Consider the following 14,505-nt stretch of genomic DNA (forward strand, 5'->3'; position numbering starts at 1 on the left):
GTCTCGCACTTCCGCTCCAATCAACCTTAAATAGTTTCGTTTTAAAAACAGCAATCTTAACGAAAAGAGCCAAAATAAAAAATAAACAACCAATTAGGTTTCGCCCTTGGTTGTTTATTTTTATTCGTAACTAATAAAGCCCCCTGTGTTTGAAACAGTAACATTCAACTATATAAATTTTATTCTATCCTCAAATAAAAATCGATAAAAGACTTTCTAGCCCACTTTCTGTTCTGCCAAACGGATGACTTCCTGCCAGTCACCTATCGGAAGCTTGCTGGAAACGTCCACATACTTATATTCTTAAAGCCGGAAAGCAACTTCCCCTAGGTTAAGATTAATCTTGAAATGTCTGAATTCAATACAATATTGCACTCAACTTTAAGCGCTTCTACAGGAAACAGCTCTGAAACCGGAAGTCCCCCTGCAAATGAAATGACTTCTGGTCTTTCTGTTACTTTTACTATCTCACGGGTCTCAGAAGATGTAACTAGACGAGCTCATTTTCCCTTTGTAAACAATCCTTCCTTGAAACTTCGATATTTTACCTTTCACATCTATTTTACTTGAATACTCAGACACCCTTGCGTTAAGCTAACCACTACTACTGCCTTCATGATTCGAGAGATATACATTGCACCAATGCCGGACGCACTTAAATAGCCTTTGCTGCATTGAGCAAAGGCTTACCTTTTTGACGAGTTTCTTCTATATAATAAAAATAAAAATCCCGCCAAGCTATTTCTCCACTTTTTCCTTATTTCTTAACTTCTCCACTTTTTCGGGAGTGAGGGTGATGTCCCGGACAGGGGAAACTCTTCCCCACTCATCCTTGTGAACGATGTGTTTTCGTTCAAATTTGGTCGGAGTATCTATACCTGCGGCAGCTGCAAGGTTAAATAGCCCCTCGCGGAGGGAAATCACGTAATTGGCGACTCGGTATTGTTTTTCCTCAATAACCAGCCCTTCCTGCAACTTTGAATCAGTTGTGGCTACTCCTGCAGGGCAATGATTTGTATGGCAGATTTCAGCCATGATGCAGCCAACGCTAATCATAAAACCGCGGGCTATATTGACTAAATCTGCCCCCATCGCTAAAGCGACCGCCACTTTATCTGGAGAAGTCAGCTTGCCTGATGCAATCAGCTTGACCCGGTTACGTACACCATATTTTTTTAACATCTCATCTACAAGTGGCAAGGCTGACATAATTGGGAGTCCGACTGCATCTGCAAGCTCCTGATAGGTTGCCCCAGTTCCGCCTTCCCCGCCATCCACCGTGATAAAATCCGGCCCTTTACCTGTATCTCTCATGGTTTTCGTCATTTCCTCAAGTGCATCAAGATCCCCCACAACAATTTTGATACCGATAGGCTTTCCGCCTACATCCCTCATTCTTTCCACAAATTCGAACAATTCATTAAAATTCTTGAATTCATAGAACCGGTTAGGGCTATTGATTGTTTGGCCAGGTTCTACCAGGCGGATTTGGGCAATTTCTTCTGTCACCTTCTGTCCTTCAATATGCCCACCTCTGATTTTGGCACCTTGTGCCAGCTTAATTTCAAATGCCTTTACTTGCTCGATTTCACTTTTCTTCTTGAATTCTTCCCAGGAGAACTCCCCACCTGGTGTCCTCACTCCAAACAGTCCCGGACCGATTTGCATCATGATGTCGGGATTTCCGGAGAGATGATATTTGGAAAGACCACCTTCACCAGTATTCATCCATGTTCCTCCTGCAAGCCCTAATCCTCTCGACAGTGCAGTGATGGCATTCTCACCGAGTGCCCCGTAGCTCATTGCAGATTGTCCTACGAGCCCCTTTAATTTAAAGGGATTCCGGCATGTATCCCCTCCGATTATGACAGCATCCTCGTCTCGTAAAAAGTACGGTTCTATTTGTCTATCTTCCCGCTTCTCCTTTCTGGACAATAGACCTTCCTCATCAACTTCATATACCTTTGTATTGATTTTTTGGCTATTATCTATTCTCAATTCTTCCCGGAGATTGGGAAACATACTATTTCGAATATAGTATCCAGCCTCATTGAAGTCACGTTCCGATCCAAATCCGATTAAACGCTCCTTATATTTTCCTGCTTTTACAACATCCTCGAATTCCTTTCTAGAGAAAGGGGTGCCTTCATTATTATTTTCAAATAAATACTGCCTAAGTTCAGGTCCTATTTGCTCTGTCATGTATCTAATTCTGCCGATTAGGGGGAAGTTCCTCAGGATTGAATGTTGTTTTTGTGTATCATCCTTTCGGTAAAAGTACGCTGCGGCCGCAACTGTCCCTAAAACGGCAGATCCTTTTAAAACAGTAGGAAGGTAATTTTTTAACTTGGACATTTTATCACCCTTTGCTTCTTATTTTTTGTGCAAGTTACTCGAGTTATCTATAATCTTTGGAGTGCTTCATCAATCAGAATTTCGCCAGAAGTTACATGGAACGTTTTATTAAATACTTCTTCAGTATCCAGCGCTTTGACCAATACAGAAGCAATATCCTCTTTTGGTATCTCGCCTTTGTCATTCAGAATTGATGGTCCAGCTTCAACTTTACCTATTCCCGGCTTATCCACAGGCATACTTGTCCGTATAACCGTATATGTAAGCTTTTCCTGTTTTAATAGCTCTTCTGAGTGGTACTTGACATCGTTTGTACTAGAATCTAAGCTCTCCATTTCTTTTGCTCGCATGGTGTTCATCAGAACAAAGCGCTTCACCCCATGTTTCTTAGCAGCCTCAACAGAGTCTATTACTGACTGATGGTCAACCAGTATTGGTTTGCCCTCCCCAGTCCGAGGACTGGCGCTACTCAGGTAGATTACAGCTTCACAGCCCGAAAAAGCACTGGAAAAATCCCTTCTTTCCAAAGAAACTACATCTCGTGCTCCAAGTTTAACCATTTCCTCTACTTTATTTTCTGCTCCCACCAGTGCTACCGGGTTATGGTACCTTTCTGCCAGCTGTTTTACAACGTGCTCTCCGGTCATGTCCTCTGTTCCTATTACTAGAACTCTCATATTAATACCTCCCTGCTAGTTTCATAATATATATTTACCACTTTAAAGTTTAATGAAACAATTAAGCGTTTTCGCCGTATCGTTAATTTTAACGATTCTTTGATAGTTAATTATTAGGGGAATTCCCATTTCTTCAGTGGAAGCGATTAGACTATTTTTACTTATATTGAACGTACTTATTCTCATAATAAATAATCTGGCATCCATTATTACAGAAGCTGTACGAACTTGATTAGTGATTGGAATTAAATAATAACGAAACCCAAATACTGTGAAGTAAATTGGGTTTGATTTGGGTAATTATAGAAAACTTGACATTAAAGACGATTATTTCCTAGGGAAACAAACACGAAAAATTATCTCTTATAAATATTAATTTCTTATGTAATCACTCCATACATTCTATAGTTAATCGCCCCAGCTTTTCTTACAAACACCCTATTGAGGAATTCCACACGAAGGAACTGCCATCTATAAAGTATAAAAACTATATTTATCAATCCGGAAATGAGGAGCCCTATTTTTTCAAAACTGAAAAATTACTAACTACAGGAATGCTAAACATACCAGCTTTCCATATATGAAAAAAGAACCTCTAGTAATAAACTAAAGATTCGGGATTAATAAATATATTGTAATTTTAATATATTAAATGAAAGCAATTAAATTAATATATTTCCATAATACGAGATAAACGAATAGAGAAAATCTTTTGATTTTCATCCTTTAAGGAAAGGGTTTGTTCATTAAGGTTAAGTTTATGCAATTGACCCTTACATGTTTTTAATACTCCTTCTTTATAATAAATGATGGTCGTTATGCCCTTTTTTTTCAACGATTTTAAGATCATCTGATTATCTCCTTCCTGTCTATTCAATTATTTATTAAAATTGTATGATAATTGGTGCAAAACTATGAAATCAATTAGGATATATATATTATACAACGAAAATCGTAAGCGTTTTCATTATTGTTGTGAACAATTTGTGAAGGTTTGAACATTAGAATATTTTAGGAAATGGTAAAATCAATAATAAAAAATGAATATTAAGTAAATCGACTTTTTAGACTGAAAATTACATAACGTATACTATCCCCGTTTTGTCGGCGGATTCCCTTATCGGGCTGATTTCTTACATGATTTATCCGAAGTCATTCCAAGATCGTTCATAGGTTTTCTAGTCCAGAAAGAATTGGTTTCCCTATCTTTTTCAAATTGTCATTGGGACTAAACGGTATTGCTTTTCAAAAGTTAGATTAAAATGAGGTTGATAGATTTGAATGTTTGATCATTTTTTTACAATACAATATATTGACGGCTTCAATACATGATGCGATTCTTCATTAAGAAGAATCGCTTTTTCTTTGCGTCATAATCTTAAGGGAGAGCGGGTGTCAAATACCGATTGATATTCGGAATTTAAAGACTAATGACTCATTTACAAACTATTCAGTTAAATACATAATTAGGAAGATTATGAAGAAGGAGGGATTATATGTATAGAAAATCACTAACAGTACTATTAGCTGCGGGTATGGTTCTATCAACTGGTACAGTATTTGCACAAACTAGCGGAGCAATAAATGCCCAGTCTGACACAGCTTTTGATAACAAAGTTATCAAAAAAATTAGTGCGGACAATATGTATAATACGATTGCCTATCTATCAGAGCAACCGAGAGCTGCTGGTACAGAAGGGGAGCTCCGTGCAGTCAAATACATAGAAAGTCAGTTTAAGAGTCTTGGTTTCGAAACAAAGGTTCAGCCTTTTCCCATCTATGATACGGTGCAAAATGTAAAAGTGAAAATTGGTGACAGTGATTTAGGAGGAACACCGCGTGCCCTTAGCGGCAGTATCAGCGGAAAGGTAACGGCCGAACTTGTTAATGTTGGAAAAGCAAAGCCAGAGGAAGTTGGAGAAAATGTATCTGGGAAAATTGCACTAGTTGAACGTGGGGACATTACCTTTGTTGAAAAGGTTCAGAATGTCCTAAATAAAGGAGCGGTTGGCGTTTTAATGTACAACAACTCACCATCAGGAAATAATTTCGGACAAGTATCAGCGGGGCAAAATATACCTGCTGTAGCCATTACCCAAGCCCAAGGGTTAGAGTTGGTCGAACAGCTTAAAACTAAACAAATCACGTCCACTCTGGAAGTGGGAAAAGCTGAAAGGATCGAAAAGACATCCTACAATGTCATCGCTTCCCTAAAACCAAAAGCCAATAAGGATAATGGTCAAATCGTGACTGTTGGAGCCCATCATGATTCTGTCCCGGGCGGCCCTGGTGCAAACGATGATGCTTCTGGTGTATCTGCTGTGCTGGAACTTGCAAGGATCCTGGCCAAAACCCCAATTGACACTGAAATTCGCTTCCTCACGTTCGGATCTGAGGAAAGAGGGCTCGTTGGATCATCCTTCTATGCTGATTCCCTTCCCAAAGAGGATGTAGACCGCATGGTGGCTCACTTCCAAATGGATATGATAGGCGGACGTGATGCTGGCGAGGATAATCCTGCAGGTGGTTTGATTATGTATACCATTGATGGAATGAAAAACCTTGTGACGGACCTGGGTTCCTCAGCAGGGGCCAGAACGATGGATGTTGCGATTCCTTATGGACAGCTGGGCAGGAGTGACCACCAACCATTCCATGAGCTTGGCATTCCATCCGCCTTGTTTATCCATTCCCCTGTAGAGCCTTGGTATCACCAGCCTACAGATACACTGGATAAGATATCGAAAGAAAAATTGCAGCAAGCAGCTGAAATTGTCGGTGCCAGTGTGTATCAAATTGCCCGTCCGGAAACTCCGGCATTAACAAATGCACGTGTAGCTCCTGGCACGGTAGACTATGATTTTGATGACCGTCCGGTAGATTAAATACTTCATTGTACAGAATTAAGAGATTTATAATGGATCTTGGAGAAAATCAGGAGGGCACCTGTGAGTTTACAGATGCTCTCTTGTTTTTATCGGCCAGCGCCTTGTGCTTAATTTTTTCACTATTTCTAAGTTCTAAGTCTAGTGAAAATCCTATATGAAATATGTAATAAAACATATATGCTTATCCAACTCCAATACCATTCCCACTGTAAATACTCAATATTATCAGTGTACCTAACCATTACTACTTCACAGAAATAATTTCAACAATCAATAGATAGAAATCCAAAAACAGCTCAAACTTTAAAGGGTGGGCTGTTTTTTTGAAATTTTAGGTTACAAATTAAATTCATAACGCTTTCTAAGTCGCATTAACATAGCCATGTTCTAACTATGTATGAACCAAAGATAAAAATGAGAAAAACAAACATAATATAAGATGGATACCCCGATGTCTTCAGGAGGTATAAAGCAACAACCTATTTAGCTTACGGTATCATTATGCAAAGCTTTCGAAACTTTTTTTAAAATAGGTATTATCTAATTCGAAACCAATGAAGTTCCGATTTATATTTTTAGCTACTTGTCCTGTTGACCCTGAACCCATTAAACAATCTAATACTGTTTCACCTTTATTAGAATGAGTTGCAATTATTTTTTCGAGAACAGCAACTGGCTTTTGACAAGGGGGAAATCTCACATTTCCACTATGAACATTCCATAGATTTCACAGAATAAATGTCAAAGCACTTCAACAAAAAAGAAGCAACAGATTGTATACCTGTTGCTTCTTCTTGTATGATTTCTCCTATTGCTATTAATGGTTAATTCTTCATTATTTTAAATTCTTTTTTGTCTTTTGCAGTACTTCTCATTCTAATGCATCAGCTTTAATTTCATGTGATGAACAGTATGATTAACCTTTAGTTCTTTTCTGCCAACAATATGCCGAGTTATAGCTTTATCAGACCTGAGATATAGTAAGGTATTAATAAAAGATAGAAAACTCATATATTTCTCCACCTGTATCAAAGAAAAAGAATCGTACAATGAAATCAAAATCAGAGTTTTCCTCTCCTTATAGACGTGTTGGAGATAAAATTACCTTTCCTTCTGCTCAACGGAAGGCTTATAAAGAAGCGAACACTTTTAACGGCTACTACAATAAAAAAAGAACCTCATAAGAGATTCATTAAGGTGTAGCTACTAATTTATCCACTACATTTCCATTTTCATCATAAATCACTAGAAAGGGTTTCCCAGTTGTCCAATCTTCACTTGCAGGAATCAAAAACAATGAAAATATTAAAACTATAGATAATCTTAGTAAAATTTTCATTTACATCCTCCCATTTAATATTTTTCTATATTTTACCATAAAATATCCAGAAACAAGGCTTCCGCTTCGTAATAATTATCGACACCCATTGTACAAGCATACCGATTAAGAGCTTGGACAGCTTCCGGCGGAGGACTTTGACCCTGCATCAAAGCACCATTTCCCAGGTTCATTCTCATCTCCAGTCACGCTCCCAAGTAAGGCATTCCTGCGAAATCACTCCAATCTTGAAATGACCATCCAAATACCTCACCATAAAATTTCTTTGCCCGTTCCATGTCTTCCACATGAATTCCGAGGTGAACTAATCTTCCCATGATTACCTCCTAGTTTTGATCAAAACTTTTCCTCTTACCGTAAGTTGATACTTATGTAGCTACATGCCTATGGTGCTTTATTTATATTTTAAAGTCTAAGATGAAGCAGGCTTTTCAATTTGAGTTAAGTCACCTCTTTATTATAGGACACTTGCTGGAATATCTGACAAAAAAGGCAGCTCCCTGGTGGGGGATAGCTACCTTCGTTTACGATTACTATGAAAAGGTAGGAGCGGGGAATTCATCAATTCTCATACGAAGTAAACTATATGGTTTTTCCCGGAGGTCTCTTCCATAATGAAATCTCGCCTGCCGATGTAATTGATTCACAATGACATATAAATATTGATCGGGGCCAATCGAAAAAGTATCCGGCCATAAAATTCTCGGGTCATGTGCGATGGTTTCCATTGTGCCATTCGGCAATATCTTCCGGATACTATTGTTTTCATAGTCTCCTGCATAAACGATTCCTTTTGCGCCGGTGATCATTCCATCAGACGCACCTTTTTCCCCCCAATACTGCACATATCGGGATAAATTCAGGTCCTGTATCCTTCTGTCTCTTAGGGCTTCTGTTGAAATCGAGAACAACTGACGGCTGGTTAGCGGGGCATAAAATAAAACCTTTCCATCAGGAGAAATCGCTAAACTATCGGAAGCCAATCTAAATGGGAAAGTCGAGCCGTCCGGGTTTCGATTCATCAAAATTTCACCTTCTACTTTCGGTAAAAAATAGGGATCAGGTGAAGTTGATATTGCCCCATTTAACCGTCTAAACGCGTTCCCATTTTCTAAATCTACGACGATAATAGCCCCTGGCCCTCTGGAAGAAGAATCCGTTATATATGCATAGCCTGCTCTTCCAACCCGAAAATCCAAACGGACATCATTCAGATAAGTTGTTGGCAAGACAACATCTTCTGTAAAGGTATATACTCTCCTTATTGTATTCGTGCTTAAATCAACAGCAACTAATTTTGCTCCCCCTTGTATAGGTTCAGAAAAATTTGGTGCCCCTGTATCTAGTACCCAAAGCGTTCCTCTTCCATCAGCAACGATACTTTGGACACTGACGAAAGACATCTTAATATTCCCAGTATTAACCAAATTGGTTTCTACACTGGGATAAGGATGCAATTCACCCTCAACAATTTCCGCCACAGTAAATTGAACGTCGTCTCCCCATTTCGGAAAGCATACAAAAATACGACCGGTTTCGGAAACGCTGACACCTGTAGGCATAGCCCCATAAAAAGCATGCACCAGTTCAAACTGCCCAAAATATTTTTCCATAGGTAACATAGGTTGCATGATATCCTCCTCATCAAATCCGAACGGATATCACCTATATATGATGAAAATTTTTTGTGGTGACTGGTTCTTGATAAATTTTTCTATCGTGATGGATGCTGTGGGTTTATTAGTCCAGGAGTAACATGGGCGTTTCGATAAAGTGATTCAAACTTCCACTGGCTCTTCAAAGACGGGGAATGAGAGCATCTGAATTTACGTTTACAGTCAATTTTAGAACTAACATAAAAACTATTATGATTTGCTCCCGTCCAGCAGCCTGGTTAGAAAATTAAATCTGTCTCCTCCAATAAGAAAAGGCAGCTTCAACAACCTGCCTTATTGTAGAGTTGACACAAACTGTGAAGTTAAAAGGAAGTGCGAAAAAAACTTAAGTAAAGGGAGAGTGAGCCGGCTACTTCCTAAGAACATTAACCATTACAAATCATAAGTACATTACCATCTGGGTCTTGAAAGTTAAAATAAGCAAAATTTCCAATACGCTCTATTTCTTTAACAATGGCTATGTTATTACTCTTGATAAATTGGTAAGCTTCGTCTATATCTTTTGCGTAGAAATTAAATAAGACATTATTGGATGGCTTAAATATAAAATTAGGATCAAACGTATGGTCATCTAAAGTTAATCCAGTTTCACTTGTTACAGGAATATTGTAAACAGGTGATTCTACAGAGTCATTATTTCGCGAGATGCCAAAGAGATTGCAATACCATTCAACTGATTTCTTTAAATCTTTAACATGGATAAAAACATTGTTTATTTTACTATTAATAGGAGAACTGGTTATTCCCATTGTTTTCCACCTTTCATTGAACCTTACCTAAAGAAATTCAACAAGTTTCAAAAAATTCCTTTAGAAGTTCATCATAATTCGAAAACACTGTGCTTGTAGAACGTTCCTGCCCGTGGGGCATGGCCCCCGTCAACTAAACAGTTCGCCGCCCCCTACTTGTAGAAACATGATTAGGCTGGTTGGGACAATGATCTCGTATAACAAGCGAAGCTATGGAAAGGATTAAGGGGTACCGGCAATATTCTTTAGGAGGAGATAATAAATGAATCCAGTTGTTGGTCTGGATGTAGCGAAAGGTAAAAGTCAGGTGTCGATTTTCGCTTCGGGGCTTAGGGAAAGTCCAAACGGAGTTTGGCATCGTAGGCCATGGCTCATAATCTACTGAAGGTAGCTGGCTTTCGCCAGCTAATTACAATGAATAATTATAAAACTAGAAAACCAGGAGAAGAAAAACGAATCGTTTTTCTTCTCCTGGTTTATTTTAGGGACTTATTAGACAGCCCCTTTTCTCAATATTAGTATTCTCATTCATAGAAGCACAATTATAGAAAGCTCGGGTAGAATACTTGCAATCAAGGTTAAACTAATAAAACTGTAAAATGAGTAGGTGATAAAAAGTCTGGATGTCCTTTCTTGATTTCCTGTGTTTATTGGGAAGTTTCCCAAAGTACCTAATAATTAACAAGTACTAAAGTATTCACTATTTCTTAAAAGATTAAAAATATATACTATCTGAAGTAGAGCATAAACTGTAGTATTTCCACTTCAAAGTGCACCATGATGCATGGGGCTCTTGATAATGATCATTTTAAAATTAAAGCCTATCCATTTTTCATATGATATCCAATATCTATTTGTCAATTATAGTCTTTATTTTTCCCTCGTTTTGTATTGTAGTATGAATGGTAAGCTTCATTTCTAGATTGGGATAATATTTCTTTCGCCAGTCCTTCAATTCCTCATAAGGAATTTTATTTCTGTAGTATTGTCCCAACCCGAAGACATCTGTTTCTTGCTTTTGAAATCGTTTCAGCATTCCATCAAAACGATTTGCCAATACCTTTTCCAGCTCTTTTTTAATTATTGCATTGGAAACTTTTCCTCTTCTCTCTTGAATAACTACATTTAAACGAATCGTTGAGAACATATATGGAATATGATTTCTTAGTTCCCCTTTATGAAAACCTGTATTTCCAACAATCATGATGGTTGCATGTTCCATTACTTCTACCCTTCCCTTCATACTGTTCCCATGAAAGGCATTAAAAAGGAGGGTTTCTTTAGGATCCATTTTAGAAACGATTTTTCCTTTTTTCATCACTGCAGAACCTGTATATGTAACTGGGGTGTTTTCCCCTGATTTGACCATAGGAATTGCTACATTTTGAGTGTAGGAATTAAGAGCTCGATAAACATGCCATAGACGTGTTAAAGATATTTGTGGAGTCCAACCTGCATATTTCTCAAAAAAGTCATAAAGATTTATCCCTTTTTCTAGATTTTTTTTGAGTGTTAAGAAAAAAGCATCTATATTATCATCACATATTGCGATTAATGTTTTTGAAGATATTTCACGAATTCTCATAAACGTGTTAATCGGTTCTTCCATCCCTCCTTCTTCCACTAATTTTCGATCAAATATGATTATCCTTATGTGCAATAAGTCTACACCGCTTTCCATATTAGTTCTAATGTCCTCTACAGCCTTTAAAATGGTTGATCCTGTTCCTTTGACAATTGTCTGTTTCTGAACACCCTCTGAAGTAACAGGAATCTGAAGTAATACTTTGAATTTTTCTCCCTCTTTAGTAATTCCCATTGCAATCGGAAAGGCTCGATGATTAATGTCTTTAATATCCCAGCAACCACTTAATGGCATTAATATACACAGACTAAGTACTAGTTTAGAACAAATTATAATACTTCTCATGATAGTCTTTTTCTCCTTACACCGATGAGGAATATAATTAAAGGGAGTACGATTAAAATATAAAATCGGAAAGCAGTATTCCACCATAGCAACTTCTCAGTCTCTTGCCAACTAGGAATACATAAGCAAATGATAAAAATGCTAACAGATAAGGCTACAATATGATATTTTTGCTTTAATCCCGGGAAATATTGATTCATTATTATAGAGGACTGCCATAAAAGTAAGGAAGTAAGCAACATGATAAAGGTAACTAGGCTTAACGCAAAAAACAAGGTAGCCCTGTCAAATATAAGCCATTGAAGCTGAACTTTATCCAATGTGGTTATAAAGGGAAAAAGCAGCGTACTAGCCGTTTCATTTCCAAAGGTTAAAAGAGGTAAATAAACGGATAAGAAAAAAAATGGGATAAGCAAAAAGACTGCAAACATGATTTTTTTAGAGTTATACGATATTTTTTTAGGAAGAAAACCTAAAAATGAAAAAACAATGGCAAAAGAAAAAAAACTTGTATAATAGGGAGGTTGTCGAAAAAAAGAAAAGTCGGTATCCATAATCGGAAAGGCATTATGCCAATCAATGTCTTGAAAGCAAATCGAAAGCATAAGTAAGATTAACGGGAAAAAGATACAGAATATTAATAAGGCTGTACGTAAGATGGTTTCTATTCCTTTTACGGCGATATAAGTTGAAATAAGAATCATTAATGTAATAATTGCCCAAGTAGGAGTATTCGCTAAAAAGATAATGTTGGTCACTTCTGCATAGGCGCTAACAAGTTCAATAGTAGTTATGACTAAGTATAGAAGAACAGGAAAAAGTAATGTGAAAGAAAAAGCTTTACCTAAGATCTTTAAAATACTAATAATATTCTTTTCGGGAAAATAAGAAAGCCCCTTTAGGTAAAGCCATAAAAATAGAATAAATATGACACATTGAATTAAAATCGGTTCCCAGTGACCTTTATGTGTGCTGGCAATAATTCTTTCCGGATAAATGAAAAAAATAAGACCAAAATGAGACATTAACCCCATGCATATAACCTGAAGGCTTTTATCCAATTTCCCCTCTCCTCTTAGCTAAACTAATGTATGGAATTCCAAATATCTCTCGACTTGCAAAGTAAGCGCTTATGAATACCAGACCGGATAATATGCCCAACACGCCATAGATTGAAGCAAAAATAACAACTACATATTTAAGTAAACGCAGGATTAAGGCATTTTGAAACCCTACAACGCTTGAATTCGCAATTGAGGTTGCTGCTACAATGATAATTAAAAGGTTGCTAACCAGCTTTGCGTCTACTACTGCTTGTCCAATGACAATTCCCCCTACCATTGTTACCGTTGGACCGATACTGAGCGGAAGCCTTATACTCGCTTCAATAATTAACTCTAAAATAAGGAGCATAATTGTAATTTCAACAAAAGGGGGATAGGGTATTCCCTCCCTGCTCTGAGCAATCGATAGAGCCAGTTCAATTTTTAATATCTCAGGATTTACAGCAACAAGGGCCACATAGATAGCTGGGAATATAAGGGTAATCAGAGCACCAAGAACACGTAAAAATCGGATGGCGCTCATAATTGGGTAAGCATAGTTACGGTCATTCGCCTGGACAAACATATCCCATAATAAATGTGGCAAGATAAGCGCAAAGGGATAACCGTCAACGAATAGAATGACCTTTCCTTTGTTTAAACCATCTACTGCTTCCAATGGCATTTCTGTGTTATTAAACTGAGGGATAACCTCCCATTTCCGCATACCCATAAAACGATAAAGATGCTGAAGATAGAGAATATTTGTGTGTTGATTCATTTCAATATGTGAAATGATCTTTTTGATCATACTTTTATCTGCTCGGTCATTCAAATAAACTATTGATAAACTCTTTTTTTGATCACTTCCTACCGTATAGGTTTTAACTGAGAGCTGAGCAGTGGAAACTTTTTTTCTCACTATTCCTATATTTGTTGACATATCTTCAATAAAAGAATCTAAAGGACCTTGTAATACGTTTTCATTAGCAGGCGGTTCAATTGATCGAGTCAATTCTTTAGGAAGTGGTTCAAATTGCAACATTATATTTTTTTCTTTTGAATAAACAATGAGTTTACCCTGAAGAATAGACTCTATTGCTTCTTCACTATTTATTTCAACACCTTTTCTGTTGAAAAGAGTTCTTTTTACTTTTACTGAATGAATCACTTCACTGGTATCCATATCTTTTTTTAATATTTCTTTTGTTTTTATAAGGTTAACTATTGAATGTAAACCAAGTAAAAGGACTGCTTCACCATCCAAAATAAACGGTTCTATGAAAAAGTCTTCTGCATCTTTAAAAGCCTCATTTATTTCTACTATTATTGAGTTCGTGATTTCTCATCTTCCCTTTCAAATTTCATTATTTCTTATTTCATTTTCCCCCGTTGCTTGTGAATTATACAAATACCAAACTAGGTAAAATATGACGTCTGAGATATGTTTTTTAAAGCCACAACCACATATTCGCATGTGCACATTGCATTAGAGATAGTTCATTCAGAAAAGGAGGGGTAACGCTTCGGGGCATTTTTTTAGTTAAGCTTTGAAACGAGAAATCCTCTCCTGCAATTCCTCCGACAATCTGGTCAAGGAAATTGTTGCATTTGAAACCTCCTCAATTGAGGCCAATTGCTGCTTCCTAGCAGCAGCTGCTGTTTCAGTACCAGATAGCGTTTCCTGTGCCCTTCAGCAATTATTTCTATGGTTTGCTGTAGTTCTTCAACACCATTCTTTATAAACTGGGTAGAGGCTGCCACTTCTTGAATCTGAGATGTAAAAATTAAAGAAATCTCCACTCTAATTACTGATATTTCAGGTCAGACGAATTTACTTGCATTAAA

General features: G+C 37.3%; 12 protein-coding genes and 1 pseudogene. 2 read left to right on the top strand and 11 right to left on the bottom strand.

All coding sequences use genetic code 11. The annotated features are described in order from the left end of the window. Positions 1 to 738 precede the first annotated feature (738 nt). The 3 genes from ADA55_RS16185 to ADA55_RS16195 form a co-directional block, all read right to left on the bottom strand. The gene (locus ADA55_RS16185) at positions 739 to 2,355 is read right to left on the bottom strand and encodes an FMN-binding glutamate synthase family protein (RefSeq protein ID WP_048685776.1); all 1,617 of its coding nucleotides are present in this window, start codon (positions 2,353 to 2,355) and stop codon (positions 739 to 741) included. Positions 2,356 to 2,402: 47 nt separating this feature from the next. Beyond that, positions 2,403 to 3,032 carry an NAD(P)H-binding protein gene (locus ADA55_RS16190; RefSeq protein ID WP_048685778.1) on the bottom strand — a complete coding sequence of 210 codons (630 nt, stop codon included), beginning with the start codon at positions 3,030 to 3,032 and terminating at the stop codon, positions 2,403 to 2,405. A gap of 667 nt (positions 3,033 to 3,699) precedes the next feature. Next, positions 3,700 to 3,882: a YolD-like family protein gene (locus ADA55_RS16195; protein ID WP_034307388.1), complete on the bottom strand. Its 183-nt coding sequence runs from the start codon at positions 3,880 to 3,882 to the stop codon at positions 3,700 to 3,702. 646 nt (positions 3,883 to 4,528) lie between these two features. Between ADA55_RS16195 and ADA55_RS31160 the strand changes: the two genes are divergently transcribed. Further along, on the top strand, positions 4,529 to 5,917 hold the full coding sequence (locus ADA55_RS31160) for a M28 family peptidase (RefSeq protein WP_034307391.1): 1,389 nt from the start codon (positions 4,529 to 4,531) through the stop codon (positions 5,915 to 5,917). 502 nt (positions 5,918 to 6,419) lie between these two features. Here ADA55_RS31160 and ADA55_RS31395 read toward each other — a convergent pair. The 5 genes and pseudogenes from ADA55_RS31395 to ADA55_RS16215 all read right to left on the bottom strand — a co-directional run bounded on the left by ADA55_RS31395 (position 6,420) and on the right by ADA55_RS16215 (position 9,684). Beyond that, positions 6,420 to 6,620 (bottom strand): site-specific DNA-methyltransferase, encoded by a 201-nt coding sequence (locus ADA55_RS31395; protein ID WP_072273095.1) that lies wholly within the window; start codon positions 6,618 to 6,620, stop codon positions 6,420 to 6,422. 492 nt (positions 6,621 to 7,112) lie between these two features. Further along, positions 7,113 to 7,259, bottom strand: a complete 147-nt coding sequence (locus tag ADA55_RS29445; protein ID WP_153246137.1) for a hypothetical protein — start codon at positions 7,257 to 7,259, stop codon at positions 7,113 to 7,115. Between the two features lie 44 nt (positions 7,260 to 7,303). Further along, positions 7,304 to 7,576, bottom strand: a pseudogene (locus ADA55_RS28595) (VOC family protein); the annotation flags it as partial. 216 nt (positions 7,577 to 7,792) lie between these two features. Then, a complete protein-coding gene (locus ADA55_RS16210) occupies positions 7,793 to 8,890 on the bottom strand; it encodes an L-dopachrome tautomerase-related protein (protein WP_048685781.1) in 1,098 nt (365 codons plus the stop codon). A gap of 410 nt (positions 8,891 to 9,300) precedes the next feature. Then, positions 9,301 to 9,684 (bottom strand): VOC family protein, encoded by a 384-nt coding sequence (locus ADA55_RS16215; protein ID WP_048685785.1) that lies wholly within the window; start codon positions 9,682 to 9,684, stop codon positions 9,301 to 9,303. Between the two features lie 262 nt (positions 9,685 to 9,946). Here ADA55_RS16215 and ADA55_RS31040 point away from each other — a divergent pair, with 262 nt between their 5' ends. Next, on the top strand, positions 9,947 to 10,069 hold the full coding sequence (locus ADA55_RS31040; RefSeq protein ID WP_260089149.1) for a hypothetical protein: 123 nt from the start codon (positions 9,947 to 9,949) through the stop codon (positions 10,067 to 10,069). A gap of 465 nt (positions 10,070 to 10,534) precedes the next feature. Here ADA55_RS31040 and ADA55_RS16220 read toward each other — a convergent pair whose 3' ends face one another. From ADA55_RS16220 to ADA55_RS16230, 3 genes are read right to left on the bottom strand one after another with little or no spacing between them, the layout of a single operon-like run. Then, a complete protein-coding gene (locus ADA55_RS16220) occupies positions 10,535 to 11,614 on the bottom strand; it encodes a Ger(x)C family spore germination protein (protein ID WP_048685787.1) in 1,080 nt (359 codons plus the stop codon). Further along, positions 11,611 to 12,675: a GerAB/ArcD/ProY family transporter gene (locus ADA55_RS16225; RefSeq protein ID WP_048685789.1), complete on the bottom strand. Its 1,065-nt coding sequence runs from the start codon at positions 12,673 to 12,675 to the stop codon at positions 11,611 to 11,613. Before ADA55_RS16225 ends, ADA55_RS16220 begins: the two co-directional genes overlap by 4 nt. Next, entirely contained in the window at positions 12,668 to 13,999 is a 1,332-nt protein-coding gene (locus ADA55_RS16230; RefSeq protein ID WP_081088626.1) for a spore germination protein, read from the bottom strand. The genes ADA55_RS16225 and ADA55_RS16230 overlap by 8 nt, the downstream gene beginning before the upstream one ends. Positions 14,000 to 14,505: the final 506 nt, after the last annotated feature.

The organism is Bacillus sp. 220_BSPC (assembly GCF_001054655.1).
GTDB classification, from domain to species: domain Bacteria; phylum Bacillota; class Bacilli; order Bacillales; family DSM-1321; genus Peribacillus; species Peribacillus frigoritolerans.

Bases quoted from the DNA above. Each gene is read 5' to 3' on its own strand.
- ADA55_RS31160 (WP_034307391.1), top strand. From the start codon at position 4,529: ATGTATAGAAAATCACTAACAGTACTATTAGCTGCGGGTATGGTTCTA.
- ADA55_RS16185 (WP_048685776.1), bottom strand. From the start codon at position 2,355: ATGTCCAAGTTAAAAAATTACCTTCCTACTGTTTTAAAAGGATCTGCC.
- ADA55_RS16215 (WP_048685785.1), bottom strand. From the start codon at position 9,684: ATGGGAATAACCAGTTCTCCTATTAATAGTAAAATAAACAATGTTTTT.
- ADA55_RS29445 (WP_153246137.1), bottom strand. From the start codon at position 7,259: ATGAAAATTTTACTAAGATTATCTATAGTTTTAATATTTTCATTGTTT.
- ADA55_RS16190 (WP_048685778.1), bottom strand. From the start codon at position 3,032: ATGAGAGTTCTAGTAATAGGAACAGAGGACATGACCGGAGAGCACGTT.
- ADA55_RS16220 (WP_048685787.1), bottom strand. From the start codon at position 11,614: ATGAGAAGTATTATAATTTGTTCTAAACTAGTACTTAGTCTGTGTATA.
- ADA55_RS31040 (WP_260089149.1), top strand. From the start codon at position 9,947: ATGAATCCAGTTGTTGGTCTGGATGTAGCGAAAGGTAAAAGTCAGGTG.
- ADA55_RS16210 (WP_048685781.1), bottom strand. From the start codon at position 8,890: ATGCAACCTATGTTACCTATGGAAAAATATTTTGGGCAGTTTGAACTG.
- ADA55_RS16195 (WP_034307388.1), bottom strand. From the start codon at position 3,882: ATGATCTTAAAATCGTTGAAAAAAAAGGGCATAACGACCATCATTTAT.